A 15,120-nucleotide genomic window follows, 5' to 3' on the forward strand; every position below is an offset into this window, starting at 1 on the left:
GCAGCTACATCAACGGTTTCTGGAGATCATTTTTATGAAAAAGTCACTTCTGGCTCTTGCTGCATTGGGCACGTTTGCAGGCGTCGCTCATGCGCAGAGCAGCGTGACCCTGTACGGCATTATTGATGAAGGTTTCAATATCAATACCAACGCGGGTGGCAAGCACCTGTACAACCTGTCGAGCGGCGAGTTGCAAGGCTCGCGTTTCGGCCTGCGCGGTACGGAAGACCTCGGTGGTGGTCTGAAAGCGCTGTTCGTGCTCGAAAACGGTTTCGACGTCAACACCGGCAAGCTGGGTCAAGGCGGCCTGATGTTCGGTCGTCAGGCTTACGTTGGCCTGTCGGGCCAGTTCGGGACGGTCACGCTGGGTCGTCAGTACGACTCCGTTGTCGACTACGTCGGTCCGCTGGAAGCGGGCGACCAATGGGGCGGCTACATCGCTGCTCACCCGGGCGACATCGACAACTTCAACAATGCGTACCGCACCAACAACACGGTCAAGTTCACGAGCGCGAACTACAACGGCCTGACGTTCGGCGGCACGTATAGCTTCGGCGGCATCGCGGGCAACTTCACGGAGAACCAGATCTGGTCGCTGGGCGTTGGCTATAACAACGGTCCCCTTGCTCTCGGTGGCGGTTACCTGAACGCACGCACCCCGGCAGCTTCAGGTGGCCTGTTCAATAACGGCGGCACGATCGCCACGAACACGCCGGCTACAGCGTTGGCCGCTGCCAACTATGCGGTGGCGTCGCCGGTCTACGTTGGCTTCTCGTCGGCCAACACGTACCAGGTGTTCGGTCTGGGTGGCGCGTACACGTTCGGCGCAGCGACGGTCGGTTTGACGTATTCGAACATCCGTTTCGGCAATCTGGGCAAGACGTTCGCATCGCCTTACGCTGGTCAGTCGGCGACGTTCCAGAACGCGGAAATCAACTTCAAGTATCAGTTGACTCCGGCTTTGCTGGTGGGCGCGGCCTATGACTACACCCGCGGCACGGAAATCAACGGCGCATCGCGTGCTCAGTACCACCAGGGCGCGGTTGGCGTGGACTACTTCCTGTCCAAGCGTACCGACGTATACCTGACGGGCGTGTACCAGCACGCGTTGGGCGAAACGCTGAATGCAGCAGGCGATACGGTCGACGCAACCGCCGCGATCAACAACCTGACGGGTTCGTCGAACCAGAACCAGTTCACGGCTCGCGTCGGTATCCGTCACAAGTTCTAATTGCCCCTCTTCCGATCCCCGGAATATGCAGTGCAATGCATGTTCCGGGACTACCTGCAGATGGCCTTACAAAAAACAAGGGGCGATGCGATTCGAACGGTTTCATTTCGCCCTGATCTGGGTCTGCGTGCTGCTGGGTGCTGGCGTCGGTCGTGCACTGGCCGGAACGGAGGGCGCCATCGGTGGCATGGTGGCGGGGACGATGGTTGGTCTGATGATCGCCACCTCGCTACTCGACACGGAATAGATGGCCGGTGCACAGAGGGCGGTCGACGGTCGGATGAAGGCGGTCCGCCTCTTCGGGCTGCCACCGCTAGGGAGTCGCGGTGCGCTGTCCGGAGCAGTCCTGAACATTTGCAAGGAATCTATCCCATGTATCTCACACGCAAGGAACGGCAGGCATTACGGGATGTGGTAGCCAGAGGTGATGGATCGCTTGACGAGGTGATCTGGCAGATCCGTCAGATTAATCCGGACGCGTTCCACAGCGCCGACACGCTGCCGGGGCGGCGGTTCCATCACCAGCCGGTACGCGGCGAGCCATGCGTATCCTTCGCGCGCTCCCATGTCAGAAGAGCGGCCAAAGACGCGGCTTATGGAACCGGTGAGCAGGCAGGCGCTGCGGCCTGACGCCTGTAGAAGACCCGGCGCTTTTCTTGAAAACCGCTGAAGAAGGCGCAAATCCATGAATCGAACGTCTCTCAAATGTCCCCATTGCAGCACGTCCGTTGTGCGCGCCACGCGATTCTGTCCGGGCTGCCAGTCACAACTGTGCTGCGGCGCACCGTTCAGGCTGTATGCCCTGGCGCTGGTCGGGGCGATCGTGATCAGTGCGGCCTGCTCAGCGGCGCTGGACGCGGCGGAATCCTGGACGGGATGGCTAATCGGCCTCGCGATATTGATGAGCTGCTGGGGGCTGCTCGACTGGCTCTATGCGGATCGTGTCCGCTTCAAACGGCGCGGTGCCCGCGGCCCCGATGCCTGAGGAACGGCCTGTTCGAGCCGGGCAGATGGGGCGAACGGATTTCAGGCAGAAAGGGTTGCGACCAGCGTCACTGAACAACAGAGATGAAGAACACAGAACAGAAACCAGCCCTCACAGCGGCCAGGGTGATGGAATGCATGACGCCCGGCACGCCGTATACCGGGCAGCAGGTCGCGCGCCTGACGGGCTATAGCCTGCCCGAAGTGCAAAGGGTGCTGTCCGGGTGCGTCGCACGGGGGATCGTCAGGCAGACCCGCGACGATAGGCACAGTGTCTACCGCGTGCCGACGGAAGAAGAAATCCTGCGCGCGGGTGTGCAAATGCTCGGGCATGCCCTTCCCCAAACAATCCTTCAGGGCTATGACGCGGAGCACCGCCGCTTCCGCGAAATGTGTATGGCCAGCCGCCGGCCAGTGTCGGGCAGACCGAACAGCGACGACGAGCCACATGTCTGAGCGGATCGATTAAACCATGCCTGTCGCGCCCGCCAGCGTGGACTCCCCGAGAGCCGCGCGATTCTGAACGTTGAAATCAACTCCAGCTCATGGAACCCAAATTGCCACCGCCGATCCCGCCTGAACACAAATCCGAGCCGGGTACGCACCGCACGAACGAACGCGTCGGCCATCCGTACATGCAGAGCAGGTGGCGCAACCGTCCCAATCTGCGGACCGTGACCGAGCCGGAGGACCGGTGCGAAACGCTCGCGCGCGCCGCCAGCCCGCAGTATGAAGCACACACCACCCCCCACCGGTGCTCGTGACATGCAGGCAGCGTCAGTCGGTGCCGGAGCTTCCCGACCCGGTGGACAACGCCTGATGGACTGGTCGCAGCTGTCGGCAGCGGTGCCAGAGGATCGGGTTTTCAAACCCGTGATAACGAAGAACCACGGGTCCGCTGCCGCGCGTCCAACCATATCACCGATCGTTCAAACGACAGACATGCTGACACGACGTACGCTCCCGGCGCTTCTTGTTGCCGCTCTCCTGCTGGCGCCCGACGCCGGCGCGTTCGCTGCGTACAGGGAGGCGTGGCTAACCAATCGTCAGATCGAGCAGGCTGGCGCGGCGTCACTCCACGGCTCTTCGACCCAGGCCTGCGGAAAATATGCGCTTAGATGCGGGGCTGATACATCGTCGGAGAATCGAGCCGCTGCGCACCTCAGGGTGCACCCTGCATTATCCGATCCGATCGCGGGGTTTGCCAGTGATTACCCGCACCCTATTCGCTCCAGGCAGGATTGAAAATTCGCAGGTAACCATCATCTTGTTACCCGTGGGAAAAATATATGACCATAACGAACCAGCGATTATTGACACAGGGCATCGTGCTTGCGCGGATGACGTCCGGTACCCGGTACAGCCTTCACCAGCTCGCTAGACTGGTCGGCGCAGGGATGCCAACCATGCAACGGGTGCTGGCAGAATGCATCGTGAGAGGGGTGGTAAAAAAGTCGATCGCTGGCAAGCGAGATGTCTACTGGTTGCCTGCGGCAGACGAACTCCCAAGTAGCCAGGGCGGTCGGTCAGCGTCTCTGCGCGAGACCATGCAGGCGTATGACGCGGGTAACTGTCGCTTCCGGGACCTGTGCCTGGCAACACGGACCGGCGGGAAGACAATCTGAACGTCAGGCACGCTGAGTGCAGCGCTCTTTCTGTGGAGTGCGAAAGACTCCACCAGACTGGATGCCGGCCGGGAAACTCTCGCGACGGGACTGTCGGGCCGCGCGTCAATCGCCAATTCACAATCGTATAGCTCTTATGGTTCGTTCATCTCGCCAGACCCGAAACAAACCCGGCCGCAAGCCGCTGACGAAGGAAATGCTTCTGCCTCTGCCGGCCGTGAAAGTTCGCGCGTTGTCGCTCGCAAACCATCTATTGCTCGCCGCGATACACAGTGGGCACGGCAATCTGGACGTGGTGAAGAATCTGATCAGAGTCCTTTATCTGGCGTACTTCATGCTCGATGGCGCACAAGGGCAGCGCGATCTGGATGTTTTCCGTAATGCTGATGCCGTATTGGAGCACACCACGGCGCGAGCGGAGCAGGCTCAGGGATGGACGCTTACTGAAGAAGATCACGGCGTGCTTGAACGTCTTCTCGCTTTTCATGACCAGCAGCTTGGCACGATCCCTTCATACCGCTATCTCGAAGCCTGGGATCGTCTGGAGCGGTTCGTGCGCAGCGACGCCCCGTCACCGATCACAGCGTGACTGATAACCCATGATTAGCTTTGCCGCAACTCTGCGTAGGCAGACGCTCTGGCAATGCTGCAAACATCTACGCTTTCATTGCGTCACCATGTCCAATTTTCTGTTCGATCTCTTCTCGAACTTCGCCTTGCTGGCGATCGTGCTGATCGTGTGTCATCTGTGCAACCGTCTGATACCGGGCGCAACGCTCAACGGTGCGTATATTTCCGTCGGGCTGGCAGCGGCGGCGTTATTGCTCGGCGCCGTCCTGACCTTTCTCGTGTTCGCCGACGCGCAAAACCGCTACGACAAGTTCAGCGCACCGGCCGCGTTCTTCGCGCGCACCATTGCCTATGCGCTCGCAGCCATTGCCGCGCTGACATGGTGTTATGTGGGGCGCCTACTACGCCCCACCTGGACCGATACTCGCAGCACGCTCGTCCCCGGCGGGGCAGACGAAGTGCAGCCGGGCGTATTGACCGCTGGACCGATAGCAACCACCCGCATCAGTATCGATCGGATTTTCAAAAGCGTGATAGCGGAAGAATCATGAATCGCGTACACCATAAGTGCAGCTACTGCGAGACGACAGCATCTGTGGCTGCAGCCGATTGTCCGGGCTGCCGCGCGGAACTGCGCTGCGGCGCGCACGACGCTCTATATGTTGTCGCGCTGGTTGTTTCGATCATCATGTGGTGCCGCATGCTCGTCGCCGTCCACGCAGCCGAAGCGCGGGCGGGATGGGTGATCGGTCTGGCGGTATTGATTAGCGGCTGGGGGCTGCTCGACTGGCTGTACGTGGATCGTGTCCACTTCAGGCGGCGCCGTGCCCGCGACCCCGATGTCTGAGGAAAGGCCTGTTCGAGCCGGGCAGACGGGGCGAACGGATTTCAGGCAGAAAGGGTTGCGACCAGAGTCACTGAACAACAGAGATGAAGAACACAGAACAGAAACCGGCCCTCACAGCGGCTAGGGTGATGGAATGCATGACGCCGGGCACGTCGTACAGCGGGCGGCAGCTCTCGCGCCTGGTGGGCTATAACCAGCCGGAAGTGCAGACGGTGCTGTCGGCGTGCGTCGCACGCGGCATCGTCAGGCAGACCCGCGACGGCGGGCGCAGCATTTATCGCGTGCCGACCGAAGAAGAAATCCGGCACGAGCGTGAGCGGCTGGAGCGGCGTGCTTTCCCGCCGGGCGAGTTGCAGGGCTACGACGCGGTGATGCGCCGCTTCCGCGAAATGTGTATGGCGACCCGCGTGCCTCTATCAGGCAGCGCGAACGGCAAAGGTAACAGTGAACCGCATGAGTGAAGTGACGAACCAGAACGCTTCTGTCCGGCGCACGCGTCGCGCCGGTGAGGGGGGCGATCCGCGTGCCTCATGCAGGCCGCCGCGACGCCTGGTGTCCCGGCGGCTTCCGGCTACGCGTCACCCGTAACCCTCGCCAGCGTCAGCGCCAGCGATATGACATCAGGTCGTAGATTGCACCCAGCCTGTTACGCGCACCTCATAGTTTAAACACATTCATGGCCCGTACTTCCCGTCGCACCGAACACAAGCCCGGTCGCAAGCCGCTGACCAGGGCCATGCTGCTGCCGCTGCCGGTGAGTCAGGTTCGCGCGCTGTCGCTCGAAAACCATCTGACGCTCGCCGCGATGCGTAGCGGTCATGGCAGCACGGAAGTGGCAATGAACCTGCTGCGGGTTCTCTATCTCAGCTACTTCATGCGCGATGCGGCAGACGATGAGCGGGATCTCGAGGTGTTCCGCGAAGCCGAAGCCGCATTGGCACGATGCCGGATAAGGGCGAACCGGCACTTGGGATGGACGCTGCCCGAAGAGGATCAACGGGTGCTCGAACAGATCCTCGCGTTGCATGACGGGCAACTGGCGTCGCTTCCTTCACACCGGTATACCGGGGCCTGGGAGCGCCTGCAGCGGTTCCTGCGCAGCGACGACTGGTCGCCCATCGGGTCGGGCGGACCAGATGAAGATGAGGAGCAAAAATGTTGAGGCTTCAGGATGAGGGCGCGAAGACGCGCCTGCGACATGACGTGCGGGCGCGGGCTGAATTTGCGCTGCATATGGTGGCGTCAAAAGCCTTTGGCGACCCGTATGAGGTGTCTCCTGGGGCGCGGGCCACGATGCGCAGGGTGGTGAAGCAGGTACTGGAGGAGGCGGTGCGTTTCTACGGATTCACGCGCGACGTTGATCTGTCCGTCTCTCTGGAAGCGGGCAATACCTGCGGGCTGACGTTCGAACTTTCGCGGGAAGCGCTGCGGCATTTCCCCGACCGGGCGCTCGCGGAGGTACTGCTTTAGTTATATCGGGAAAGCAGTAAGGGCCGCCGTCCGTGCGGGCTTTTCTGTATCGGTCAAGTCCGCGCCTGCGGGCTGGAACCGCAAATATACAAATGAAAAGCCGAGCATGAGACCGCGTATGCACAAGAAATCCAGCGGCGGAGCAACGCCATACGGACTGCCGGAGGAGAACGGGACGGGCGAGCCGCCAGCACGGCGCAGGGGCCGGCCCGAAGGGCTCGTGACGGGTTCCTTTCCCTGGACGCTGGCACAGATGGACGTCGGCTCGATCATGCTGGTCATCGAAAAAAACGAGTTCTACCGGCAGACCATCGCGATCGCCGTGCGGTCCGTCCAGAAACACATCCCCCGGCGCCGACTACGACGTCACGCTCTGTTACGGCTTCGCCCACGACTTGGCAGTCCTTTCCGCTTCTACGAGATCAGGCGTACATCGTGACGGCTGCGGCGGCGCGCCGTATCTTCTGACGGACCAGGTTGGCCGATCGGTGAGCCCGCTGCACAGTGGGAATACTCAACTCGAAAGTACGAGATTTGCTGGCCACCGGTCGCGGTTTTACCACCTATGATATGAGCATAATGCTGCTTCCGGGAGCGGAGGATTGTCTGACGCTTAAGGCCGCCTGACCATGCCATGAATGATCGCGTCCGTCGCGCCGGGCCCATGACCCCACCGCCGGTCCTTGCCGCCTGCTGCGTGTGCGGGACGCCGTGTCCTGACAAGTTTACCGGCGCGGCGAGGGGCTGGGACTGGTTCACCGGCTACTTCGATGAGACCGTGCATTTCTGCCCGGCCTGCAGGGCCAGGCGCAGCTCGGTGCACGCGCATCTGCTGCGAATCTCAGCCACCACGCCGTTGCCGCCCGCGCACTGGCACCGACTGCGTGATGCGCTGGAGCGGGATCTGCTCCCGCCGCGCGTGCGGGCCACCCGAGCGCACCGGTAGCGCGCCATGACAGGGAGAAACCGCGACATGGAACACGACGGACATGAGCATCGTTCCCAGGTCAACCGGGTGCTGAACCAGTTCATGGAGGACCTTCTCGACGGCGCGTGGGCAGACCACGTGCCGCCGCAGGACGTGCTGGCCAAAAATTACGACGTGAGCCGCACCGTGCTGCGCGAGGTGCTCGCGATGCTGCTCGCACGCAACATGCTCGACGTCCGGCCCAAAATCGGCACGCATGTCCGTCCGGTGCATGAGTGGCGCATCGTCAACGAGGACGTGCTCTACTGGCGCGTGCGCATGGACCCCGATCCACAGTTCCGGACGGCGCTTACCGGATTGCACCGCCTGATCGGCCCGGCCGCCGCCGCGCAGGCTGCAACCCGTGGCGATGCCGCCGCCATTGACGCGATCGGGCTCGCATTCGATGAACTGCGCGAGAACCCGCCAGGCGAAGCCGGTTTTCTGGCTGCGCGCGAGGCCTTCGCGATGCGGATCCTCGCGGCCAGCGGCAATCCACTGTTCTCGGAGCTGGCGCCGCTGGTGCGCGGCGCGCTCGCGGTGGCCGGGCGGCAGGCAGTACAGCGCAAGCAGGACTGGCCGGACACGCTGATACTGTACGGACGCGTCGTCGACGCGATCAGGCGGGCCGATGCCGATAAAGCGCAGACTGCAGCGCTCGCGCTGATCGACCACACCAGCCCCGATGAACGCGGTTGACGGGGTTGTCGCCAGGCGAGGCTGGCGGTGTATGGCCTAGGGTTTTCACTGACATCCATTCCGATACCCGATCCGTTAACGCAGAGGGTGAAGCAGGATCAGGCATCTTGCGATACCGGACAGGAATCATCCGGGCGGTCGTGCAGTAGTCCGAACCGTTCACGGGCCGCTTGCAGGACAGCCATAACCGCAATAACAGGAAGACGATATGAAGACCACCCAACGACTCAGGCTCGCTGGCAGCGCGTTGCTCATTGCGCTGTCCACCCATGCCTACGCACAGTCTGCGGCGTCCGCGCCTGCCGCGATGCCTGCGGCGAGCGGACCGACGGCAGCAGCCAAGGCGCAGTATCATGCGTCGAAAGCGCAATACAACGCTGCAAAAGCCGCGAACCGTGCGCTGGCGAAAAAGGTGCGCAACGCGCTGGTGGCCGACTCCACGATCAGCGCCAGCAATCTGACCGTGCGCGCGCATGACGGCGCGGTGACCTTGCAGGGCAGCGTGCCTGAGGCACCCCAGTCCGATCGTGCGACCGAAGTGGCAAAGGGCGTAGCTGGCGTGAAGTCGGTGAAGAACGCGCTGTCGATCCATCCGGCTGGCGCCTGACAGGTCACGCGCAGCGCTATCGCTGCGTCGGCGTCAGTCCGGCTCCGCGCCGATCTGACGCCGATGGCCGGAACCCTGTTCGCGGCTACGCCCGTCCGATCAGGCGATGCCACGCTCACGCGGCCAGGTCGTCGCGTTTCCATCCTGCTTCCGAGCAGCGCCGGTTTACGTTCAGGCAGAACGCGCGATCAACAAACAGCCGGCGCGCCTCGATCACACCGTACTGGATGCACAGGATGCCCTCAATCGCCTGCCAGTCGGCGTAGCGACCGCTGTCAGCGAGGCTGTATGCAACCTGCCGAATGTTTTCGCACCAGCCATTGCGCAACACGTCTCTCGTCGCCATGATCCAGCCATCCTGCGGGTGGGTATGGTTTCATGATAGACGGCGTAGAGTGGGTTGCCTTTATCCCGGGGGCGATTGTGACGGCTCCACCGCGCACCCAGCCGCCCACCATGCCGAACGAGTGCTGGTCGTGCGAGTACCTGCGCGACGTGCCGGGCGACCGTCCTATCGCCTGCGCGAACCCGGACCCGGCCATGACCGGCAACGAACACGGAATCAGGCAAGGGTGGTTCTGGTATCCGCTTCTGTTCGATCCCATCTGGAAAACGAAGGATTGCGCGAACTATAGCGAGTGCAATCCGGGGGGGATCGTAAAGAATGCCGAAAATCGCGGCCAGCGCCCGTCAGTTCTGGCACGACCCGATGCGCCGCCACCGTCCTGGAATCCACACACTTTCATGACTTGTCCGGACAAGCGGTTCTTGTAGATATTGATCCCCATATGCCGCCGCGTCGCTTCAAACTGAAATAGTCGAACACTTGCTCTACCGGGCACTCAAAACATCCATCGGTCGTATCCATCGATGCGCGAACTCCACGCCGCAGCGCAATGATTTGACGCCCTGTTGCGTCGAAGTTGGCGGGATCGAGCCAGGTATCCAGTGCTGTCTCACGCGTTGGCCATTCCACGTCAAGCAGTGAAAACACTGCCGTATCACGGCTTCGCCCTTTGACGATCATATGTTGCCGAAGCGTACCCTCCTGGCTGAAACCCAGTCTGAGACATCCCTGCCGACGGATTGGTGATTCGCAAAACGAAGTTTCAGAAGAGCAGTGGGCGGCGACAATTACGCCGGAGTAACATCCTTCCGTGAGGCAACACGACCGGCCGTGCTGCTTGACGCTGTCTAGAGCAGGTTGGTTTTTGTGCATCCAACGACCAAAGCGGCGCTGGAGCGGTATATCCCGACCTTATCGGCCCCGTAGACCTGCATGTTGGCCTGCCAGATTCGCTTGATTTCCGGACGCAGAAACTCATCGCGTTTCGCTCGGGCACAGCGCCGCGATGGATCGCGAAGCTGTGTGGCATGACGCCGATAGCCCGACGGGGCAATCCGTAAGACCTTGCAGATCGGCTCGACCCCGAAGGTGTCGCGATGCTGATCGATAAAGGCCTTCAGGACTTCAGGCGGCGGTCGAGCTCCGCCTGGGCGAAAAATGCGGTCGCCAGCTTCAGGATCTCATTGGCACGGCGCAGTTCCTTAGATACTATGGAAGGGCTGCGGAAGTAAGCCTCCTGGAGTAAAACGAGGATTCCAACACCCGTTTTCCGAGAGGAGTACGCAAATGAATGCGCCTCGCACGGCCCTTCATGGGCAGGATACAACCATCACCGGATCGCTGTATGTCGCCTTCGAACTGGGTGACAAGAGCTGGAAGCTCTCGCTGGGCGATGGGGTGCGCGCGCCGAGCCGCTGCACGGTGGCCGCCGGCGATACGGCCGCAGTCTTCACGGCGATTGCGAAGGCCAAGGCGCGCTGTCATCTGGCCGCCGATGCTCCGGTGTGCAGCTGTTATGAAGCCGGGCGTGACGGCTTCTGGCTGCACCGCTGCCTGGAAGAACATCAGATCACGAACCTCGTGGTGGATTCTGCCAGTATCGAAGTGAACCGGCGCAGACGTCGCGCCAAGACCGACCGTCTTGACAGCGACAAGCTGCTGTCCATGCTGATGCGCTACTACGGTGGTGAACGCCGGGTGTGGGCGGTCGCGCGCATCCCTACTCGCGAACAGGAAGATGAGCGGCGAGTACACCGTGAACTCGGTCGCCTGCGGCAGGAGCGTACCGCCCACAGCAACCGGATCCGCTCGCTGCTGATACTCCACAACCTGCGAGTCGAGCGCATCGGTGGGCGCCCGTGGACACACTGGTGGGCGCAAAACGCCGCCCGATTGTTGCCGGGCTTGCGCGCCGAGATCGAGCGCGAATGTGAGCGGCTTTCGCTCGCTGCCAGGCAGATCAGGGCACTCGAGGCACAGCAGCAGCACGAGGTGCGTAGCGGTGCGCAACCCGCAATTGCGCGGCTCGCGCACCTCGCGGGTATCGGAACCGGCAGTGCCTGGGTCCTGATCAGGGAACTGTTCGGCTGGCGAGAGTTTCACAACCGCCGCGAAGTGGCCGCCTGCCTGGGCCTGGCCCCGACGCCCTATGCCAGCGGCACGAGTGAAGTTGAGCAGGGCATCAGCAAGATCGGCAACAAGCGAGCCCGATGGCTGATGGTGGAGCTGGCGTGGAGCTGGTTGCGCTTCCAGCGCAGCAGCCAGCTAAGCCACTGGTTCAACGAGCGCTTTGCCGGCGGCGGTAAGCGTGTGCGACGCATCGGCATTGTGGCGCTTGCGAGACGTCTCGCGGTCGCATGGCGGATCCGGGATGGGCAGGTTGCAGGATGGGGAGTTTCCTCTCCGCCCCAACTTGACCGCCGTTACTGGTAACTCATCGTGAAGGTGGCGCGGCCATTGGCGGAACCGGGCTGTACAGGGCCTGTCTGGATATAGCGTGCGCTCAAGTGAATGGTGGAAGTGCCGTTGACTGCAGTCGAACCGGCCAGCCACTGGTTGGTGTTGCCGTGGACGTTCGAGTCCGGGCCGTAGCCGACGGGAGTTCCTTGATTAAGGACCTGGATGCCCAAGCCGGTTGCGGTGGAGTCCGGGGTACGATTCAGCGTGGTCGAAACGTTAGTCAGATCAGTCTGGTCGGTCAGCGTGGTATAGATGCTAGTGCTGCCGCCCGCTCCCCCCGTACACGTCAGCGAAATGTAAAATGGCACCGCTGTGGTTGTCGTGCCCACGCCTGTGAACTGGTTCAGGGGAATGTTGCCAAGCGAAACAGTAATCGACGGCGTGGCTACCGTGCATGTTGGTGCATAAGGCACGAAGGTTATTGCCCCGGCGGCCTGGAATGAAGCTAGTGTCGCATTATCACCGGGCTGGCGCGCCTGAAAAATGGCCCACGGACCCGGCGATGATCCTGCCGAGGCAGGGCCAGTTATAATAAATTGGGCTATTATCGGGCTGTACGCGGTGAAGTCTATGCCACCGTCTGAAGTAGGAAGCCCTATGCCACTTGTTCCGAAAGCGGGCAAAGCGAGCGATGAACCCGAACCTGAGGAAAATGTGACGCCAATTCCAGGAACTCCAGTCGGTACTGTGTTATAGGCTCCCACCGACGCCCCGCCATAGGTTTGATACCAGAATAAGCCTACGCTTAGCTTGCAAACATCCGACAACGTACTCGGTACAATCGCTGACAGAGTGCCAATTACGGTCCCAGGAGAGGCGTTCGGATCAAACTTGATAATTGTACTGGGGAATACAATAATGCTGCCGAAGGGAGCACCAATACACGTAGCCTGAGCCCAACCCGGCATTACCAGGATGACGGCGAGCAGCCAGAGTTGAAGTAACTTTTTCATCATGTTCATGTTCATGCGAGGAAGTGCGTGAGCCAACCGCGGCGGGTGTGTTGAGCCCGGTCAACGGCGGCAGCGCGACGACACAGGGCGCCGTGCCGCCGGTGCTGAAAACCGCGCTCAGCTCATCCGGTGCGAAGGTGGGCGCGACCAAAGCCGCATGTCGCCCGCGCGACCACCAGCCAGACACGCTGCGGCGCGGTAGCGCCCGCTAGCGGAAGAGGTGTCCACACAGGCGCGGGCGGCGCTGCGCTGTTCGGCGGCCTGCAGATACACGACCGAGAAGGCCAAGAGCAGAAACACCAGCAGGTACGGAAACCGGCGGGATAAGATTATCGGTCGCATCAGGCAGGTCCGGGATCGGGCCATTGCAGAACGGAGGGACGCCCCGTCGTCCTGCAGGTGCCGTTACTGGTAGCTCATCGTGAAGGTGGCCTGGCCATTGGCGGAGCCGGCCCTGACCGACGAGCCCGTCTGGATATAGCGCGCGGTCAGGGGAATGGTAACCATGCCGCCACCTGCCTGTACCCACGAACCAAACTGCTGGTTGGTATTGTTCACGACGCTTGAGTCCGGGCCATAACCGACGAGATAACCGCCACTGGTCTGCACCTGGATGCCCAGGTCTTGAGCGGTCGAGCCGGGGGTCAAGTTCAGCCACGGCCCCACGTTGGTCGGATCGGTCTGATCCGTGAGCGTGTACAAGATCATTTGAGCCGGCACCTGCCCCGAACACTGCAACTGGATATTGAACGACTGCGACGGCTGACTAGTCGCACCCACACCTGTGAACTGGCTGAGAGGAATCGCGCCAAGAGAAACCGCAATCGACGGCGTGGTCACAGTACATGTTGCCGACGCGACAGTACCATTTATCGGCCTGATGAAGGGGGCCAATATCGGATTATTGGCTTCATCATAAATATACATATAAAAATTACCTGAAAATGTGCCAACCGAAAACGACCCATTTTTTAGAATAGCAGCGTTGGTGATCCATAATTGGCTTACGGATCCCGACACTGAAACCGAACTCCCCGCATTCTGTCCTCCGGTGTCCGCGGTCAATACAACCTGTAACCAGAGACCTGGCACCGAAGTCGGATAGGCATTAATTTGATTATTAGGCGCCGGAGGGCCATTATATGGCCCCGAGGCATCTCCTCCTCCAAGAATTCTCAATGTAGTACCAGGGGTACAGTTTAGTGGTGGATTAAATGTAACAGCGATAGCTTGACTAGGTTGACTAGTGAGCGCACCAATCGAAGCATTTTGGTTAAAGGTGCCGAGATTCAGCGCACCCCCACCACCCGCAGTACCACCGGTACACGTCGCCCGAGCCCAGCCCGGCATCACCAGGATGACGGCGAGCAGCCAGAGTTGAAGTAATTTTTTCATCATGTTCATGTTCATGTTCATGCGGGGACGTGCGTGACTCTGCCGGCGAGTGTGGTGAGTCCGGTCAGGCGTCAGGGCATGGCCGTGAAGGGCCCGCGTATCGAGGTTGGGGGTCAGGTGGTTCATTCCGCTCATCATTTGGCGGCACTGCTGGCGGCAGCCACGTTGGGTTTGTATGACGGCGCCGCTGTGGACGCGGCCGCTGCCGAGCAGGTGGCCTCGATCTGCTGGTAGCTGTCTGACTGGCTGTCCTTCTTTCGCACCGGCAGGTCGTAGCTGAGGTGGCACAGCGAGCCGCTGTCCTCGCCCCATTTCACCGTCAGGTTGCCTTTATCCTGCAGCCCGCGCGCAAAGATGCGGCTCGCCTGGCCCACCACTCCGACATCCTTGCCGCTGTCGTCCTGCACCGTGGCGCCAAACGGCAGCGGCGTGCCGTTCGCCTGCCGTACCTCGATCACCGCCGAGCGCCCGTAGACCGTCGCGAACTTCAGCAGCGCGATCGCCCCGGCATGTGGCGCGACCTGCTGGCTCGTCTCCTGCAGCTCCACATCGGTCGACAGGCCCTTCGGATCCAGCTCGACCGTGTTCATGCTGTACGGCGTCAGGTACGGGATCACCGCATAGCCGCGACTGTCCACCTGTGCGCCCGACGCGTTGGTCACGTGTGCGCCTTCGGCATTGGGCGCCTCGATGATGCCGAACGTGTCCGACAGCGGCTGCGACAGCGTCACACCACCCGGGTGCGCCACCACCGCGCCACTGACACCGAGCGAGCCCTGCGAGTAGCCGGTGCCTGCGCCGACCGTTCCCGAGAACTGCGCGTACGGGCTGCGGTACAGCGCGTTGGCGCTGCCGCCGGTGGTCGACGACGTGTCGCCCCCCCAGGCGTGGTTCGCCGTGACGCCATAGGACAGCTCGCTGTTCTCGCCCAGCGCCCCCGAGACCATGGTCTGCAGCTGCGTCTGG

At 61.6% G+C, this 15,120-nt stretch carries 21 protein-coding genes, 1 pseudogene and 1 other annotated feature; of the genes and pseudogenes, 17 read left to right on the plus strand and 5 right to left on the minus strand.

Features of this window, described 5'->3' with window-relative positions; translation table 11 throughout:
• Positions 1-34: 34 nt before the first annotated feature.
• The 14 genes from KHO33_RS35700 (at position 35) to KHO33_RS35765 (ending at position 9,000) form a co-directional block, all read left to right on the plus strand.
• Positions 35-1,231, plus strand: a complete 1,197-nt coding sequence (locus KHO33_RS35700) for a porin (protein ID WP_211629255.1) — start codon at positions 35-37, stop codon at positions 1,229-1,231.
• Between the two features lie 85 nt (positions 1,232-1,316).
• On the plus strand, positions 1,317-1,478 hold the full coding sequence (locus tag KHO33_RS35705; protein ID WP_200568418.1) for a hypothetical protein: 162 nt from the start codon (positions 1,317-1,319) through the stop codon (positions 1,476-1,478).
• A 125-nt stretch (positions 1,479-1,603) separates the two neighbouring features.
• The gene (locus KHO33_RS35710; RefSeq protein ID WP_200568419.1) at positions 1,604-1,861 is read left to right on the plus strand and encodes a hypothetical protein; all 258 of its coding nucleotides are present in this window, start codon (positions 1,604-1,606) and stop codon (positions 1,859-1,861) included.
• A 55-nt stretch (positions 1,862-1,916) separates the two neighbouring features.
• On the plus strand, positions 1,917-2,216 hold the full coding sequence (locus KHO33_RS35715; RefSeq protein ID WP_200568420.1) for a hypothetical protein: 300 nt from the start codon (positions 1,917-1,919) through the stop codon (positions 2,214-2,216).
• Positions 2,217-2,299: 83 nt separating this feature from the next.
• Positions 2,300-2,671 (plus strand): hypothetical protein, encoded by a 372-nt coding sequence (locus KHO33_RS35720; RefSeq protein ID WP_200568421.1) that lies wholly within the window; start codon positions 2,300-2,302, stop codon positions 2,669-2,671.
• A 1,365-nt stretch (positions 2,672-4,036) separates the two neighbouring features.
• On the plus strand, positions 4,037-4,429 hold the full coding sequence (locus KHO33_RS35725; protein WP_200568422.1) for a hypothetical protein: 393 nt from the start codon (positions 4,037-4,039) through the stop codon (positions 4,427-4,429).
• A gap of 88 nt (positions 4,430-4,517) precedes the next feature.
• Entirely contained in the window at positions 4,518-4,961 is a 444-nt protein-coding gene (locus KHO33_RS35730; RefSeq protein WP_200568423.1) for a hypothetical protein, read from the plus strand.
• On the plus strand, positions 4,958-5,257 hold the full coding sequence (locus KHO33_RS35735; protein WP_200568424.1) for a hypothetical protein: 300 nt from the start codon (positions 4,958-4,960) through the stop codon (positions 5,255-5,257). The genes KHO33_RS35730 and KHO33_RS35735 overlap by 4 nt, the downstream gene beginning before the upstream one ends.
• Positions 5,258-5,340: 83 nt before the next feature.
• Complete coding sequence (locus tag KHO33_RS35740; RefSeq protein WP_200568425.1) at positions 5,341-5,718, plus strand: hypothetical protein; 378 nt, start codon at positions 5,341-5,343, stop codon at positions 5,716-5,718.
• A 215-nt stretch (positions 5,719-5,933) separates the two neighbouring features.
• Complete coding sequence (locus KHO33_RS35745) at positions 5,934-6,419, plus strand: hypothetical protein (RefSeq protein ID WP_200568426.1); 486 nt, start codon at positions 5,934-5,936, stop codon at positions 6,417-6,419.
• A complete protein-coding gene (locus KHO33_RS35750) occupies positions 6,413-6,727 on the plus strand; it encodes a hypothetical protein (protein ID WP_200568427.1) in 315 nt (104 codons plus the stop codon). Before KHO33_RS35745 ends, KHO33_RS35750 begins: the two co-directional genes overlap by 7 nt.
• Before the next feature lie 118 nt (positions 6,728-6,845).
• On the plus strand, positions 6,846-7,166 hold the full coding sequence (locus KHO33_RS35755; RefSeq protein WP_200568428.1) for a hypothetical protein: 321 nt from the start codon (positions 6,846-6,848) through the stop codon (positions 7,164-7,166).
• A 534-nt stretch (positions 7,167-7,700) separates the two neighbouring features.
• On the plus strand, positions 7,701-8,393 hold the full coding sequence (locus KHO33_RS35760; protein ID WP_200568429.1) for a FadR/GntR family transcriptional regulator: 693 nt from the start codon (positions 7,701-7,703) through the stop codon (positions 8,391-8,393).
• A gap of 208 nt (positions 8,394-8,601) precedes the next feature.
• Complete coding sequence (locus KHO33_RS35765; RefSeq protein WP_200568341.1) at positions 8,602-9,000, plus strand: BON domain-containing protein; 399 nt, start codon at positions 8,602-8,604, stop codon at positions 8,998-9,000.
• A 115-nt stretch (positions 9,001-9,115) separates the two neighbouring features.
• Here the strand turns inward: KHO33_RS35765 and KHO33_RS35770 are convergent, their stop codons facing one another.
• A complete protein-coding gene (locus tag KHO33_RS35770) occupies positions 9,116-9,346 on the minus strand; it encodes a hypothetical protein (RefSeq protein ID WP_200568430.1) in 231 nt (76 codons plus the stop codon).
• Positions 9,347-9,378: 32 nt separating this feature from the next.
• Between KHO33_RS35770 and KHO33_RS35775 the strand changes: the two genes are divergently transcribed.
• The gene (locus tag KHO33_RS35775) at positions 9,379-9,774 is read left to right on the plus strand and encodes a hypothetical protein (protein ID WP_211629256.1); all 396 of its coding nucleotides are present in this window, start codon (positions 9,379-9,381) and stop codon (positions 9,772-9,774) included.
• A 480-nt stretch (positions 9,775-10,254) separates the two neighbouring features.
• On the opposite strand, the pseudogene KHO33_RS35780 reads toward KHO33_RS35775, so the two are convergent.
• A pseudogene (locus KHO33_RS35780) lies at positions 10,255-10,550 on the minus strand (IS3 family transposase); the annotation flags it as partial.
• Positions 10,393-10,509: a sequence feature (AL1L pseudoknot), on the minus strand. (Overlaps the previous pseudogene by 117 nt.)
• Before the next feature lie 83 nt (positions 10,551-10,633).
• Here KHO33_RS35780 and KHO33_RS35785 point away from each other — a divergent pair.
• Complete coding sequence (locus KHO33_RS35785; RefSeq protein WP_234480952.1) at positions 10,634-11,779, plus strand: IS110 family RNA-guided transposase; 1,146 nt, start codon at positions 10,634-10,636, stop codon at positions 11,777-11,779.
• On the opposite strand, the gene KHO33_RS35790 is transcribed toward KHO33_RS35785, so the two are convergent.
• A complete protein-coding gene (locus tag KHO33_RS35790; RefSeq protein ID WP_200568431.1) occupies positions 11,770-12,774 on the minus strand; it encodes a fimbrial protein in 1,005 nt (334 codons plus the stop codon). The genes KHO33_RS35785 and KHO33_RS35790 overlap by 10 nt on opposite strands.
• 8 nt (positions 12,775-12,782) lie before the next feature.
• Here KHO33_RS35790 and KHO33_RS35795 point away from each other — a divergent pair, with 8 nt between their 5' ends.
• A complete protein-coding gene (locus KHO33_RS35795) occupies positions 12,783-12,971 on the plus strand; it encodes a hypothetical protein (RefSeq protein ID WP_200568432.1) in 189 nt (62 codons plus the stop codon).
• 193 nt (positions 12,972-13,164) lie between these two features.
• Here KHO33_RS35795 and KHO33_RS35800 read toward each other — a convergent pair whose 3' ends face one another.
• Entirely contained in the window at positions 13,165-14,280 is a 1,116-nt protein-coding gene (locus KHO33_RS35800; protein WP_200568433.1) for a fimbrial protein, read from the minus strand.
• Positions 14,281-14,288: 8 nt separating this feature from the next.
• Positions 14,289-15,120 (minus strand): fimbria/pilus outer membrane usher protein (locus tag KHO33_RS35805; RefSeq protein ID WP_200568434.1); only part of this gene is annotated, 832 nt, incomplete at its 5' end.

Source organism: Paraburkholderia nemoris (assembly GCF_905221015.1).
Classification (GTDB): domain Bacteria; phylum Pseudomonadota; class Gammaproteobacteria; order Burkholderiales; family Burkholderiaceae; genus Paraburkholderia; species Paraburkholderia nemoris.

What these genes read in the sequence shown, in the direction of transcription:
- KHO33_RS35700 (WP_211629255.1), top strand. Translation starts at nt 35, where the DNA reads ATGAAAAAGTCACTTCTGGCTCTTGCTGCATTGGGCACGTTTGCAGGC.
- KHO33_RS35705 (WP_200568418.1), top strand. Translation starts at nt 1,317, where the DNA reads ATGCGATTCGAACGGTTTCATTTCGCCCTGATCTGGGTCTGCGTGCTG.
- KHO33_RS35710 (WP_200568419.1), top strand. Translation starts at nt 1,604, where the DNA reads ATGTATCTCACACGCAAGGAACGGCAGGCATTACGGGATGTGGTAGCC.
- KHO33_RS35715 (WP_200568420.1), top strand. Translation starts at nt 1,917, where the DNA reads ATGAATCGAACGTCTCTCAAATGTCCCCATTGCAGCACGTCCGTTGTG.
- KHO33_RS35720 (WP_200568421.1), top strand. Translation starts at nt 2,300, where the DNA reads ATGAAGAACACAGAACAGAAACCAGCCCTCACAGCGGCCAGGGTGATG.
- KHO33_RS35725 (WP_200568422.1), top strand. Translation starts at nt 4,037, where the DNA reads ATGCTTCTGCCTCTGCCGGCCGTGAAAGTTCGCGCGTTGTCGCTCGCA.
- KHO33_RS35730 (WP_200568423.1), top strand. Translation starts at nt 4,518, where the DNA reads ATGTCCAATTTTCTGTTCGATCTCTTCTCGAACTTCGCCTTGCTGGCG.
- KHO33_RS35735 (WP_200568424.1), top strand. Translation starts at nt 4,958, where the DNA reads ATGAATCGCGTACACCATAAGTGCAGCTACTGCGAGACGACAGCATCT.
- KHO33_RS35740 (WP_200568425.1), top strand. Translation starts at nt 5,341, where the DNA reads ATGAAGAACACAGAACAGAAACCGGCCCTCACAGCGGCTAGGGTGATG.
- KHO33_RS35745 (WP_200568426.1), top strand. Translation starts at nt 5,934, where the DNA reads ATGGCCCGTACTTCCCGTCGCACCGAACACAAGCCCGGTCGCAAGCCG.
- KHO33_RS35750 (WP_200568427.1), top strand. Translation starts at nt 6,413, where the DNA reads ATGTTGAGGCTTCAGGATGAGGGCGCGAAGACGCGCCTGCGACATGAC.
- KHO33_RS35755 (WP_200568428.1), top strand. Translation starts at nt 6,846, where the DNA reads ATGCACAAGAAATCCAGCGGCGGAGCAACGCCATACGGACTGCCGGAG.
- KHO33_RS35760 (WP_200568429.1), top strand. Translation starts at nt 7,701, where the DNA reads ATGGAACACGACGGACATGAGCATCGTTCCCAGGTCAACCGGGTGCTG.
- KHO33_RS35765 (WP_200568341.1), top strand. Translation starts at nt 8,602, where the DNA reads ATGAAGACCACCCAACGACTCAGGCTCGCTGGCAGCGCGTTGCTCATT.
- KHO33_RS35770 (WP_200568430.1), bottom strand. Translation starts at nt 9,346, where the DNA reads ATGGCGACGAGAGACGTGTTGCGCAATGGCTGGTGCGAAAACATTCGG.
- KHO33_RS35775 (WP_211629256.1), top strand. Translation starts at nt 9,379, where the DNA reads ATGATAGACGGCGTAGAGTGGGTTGCCTTTATCCCGGGGGCGATTGTG.
- KHO33_RS35785 (WP_234480952.1), top strand. Translation starts at nt 10,634, where the DNA reads ATGAATGCGCCTCGCACGGCCCTTCATGGGCAGGATACAACCATCACC.
- KHO33_RS35790 (WP_200568431.1), bottom strand. Translation starts at nt 12,774, where the DNA reads ATGAACATGAACATGATGAAAAAGTTACTTCAACTCTGGCTGCTCGCC.
- KHO33_RS35800 (WP_200568433.1), bottom strand. Translation starts at nt 14,280, where the DNA reads ATGAACCACCTGACCCCCAACCTCGATACGCGGGCCCTTCACGGCCAT.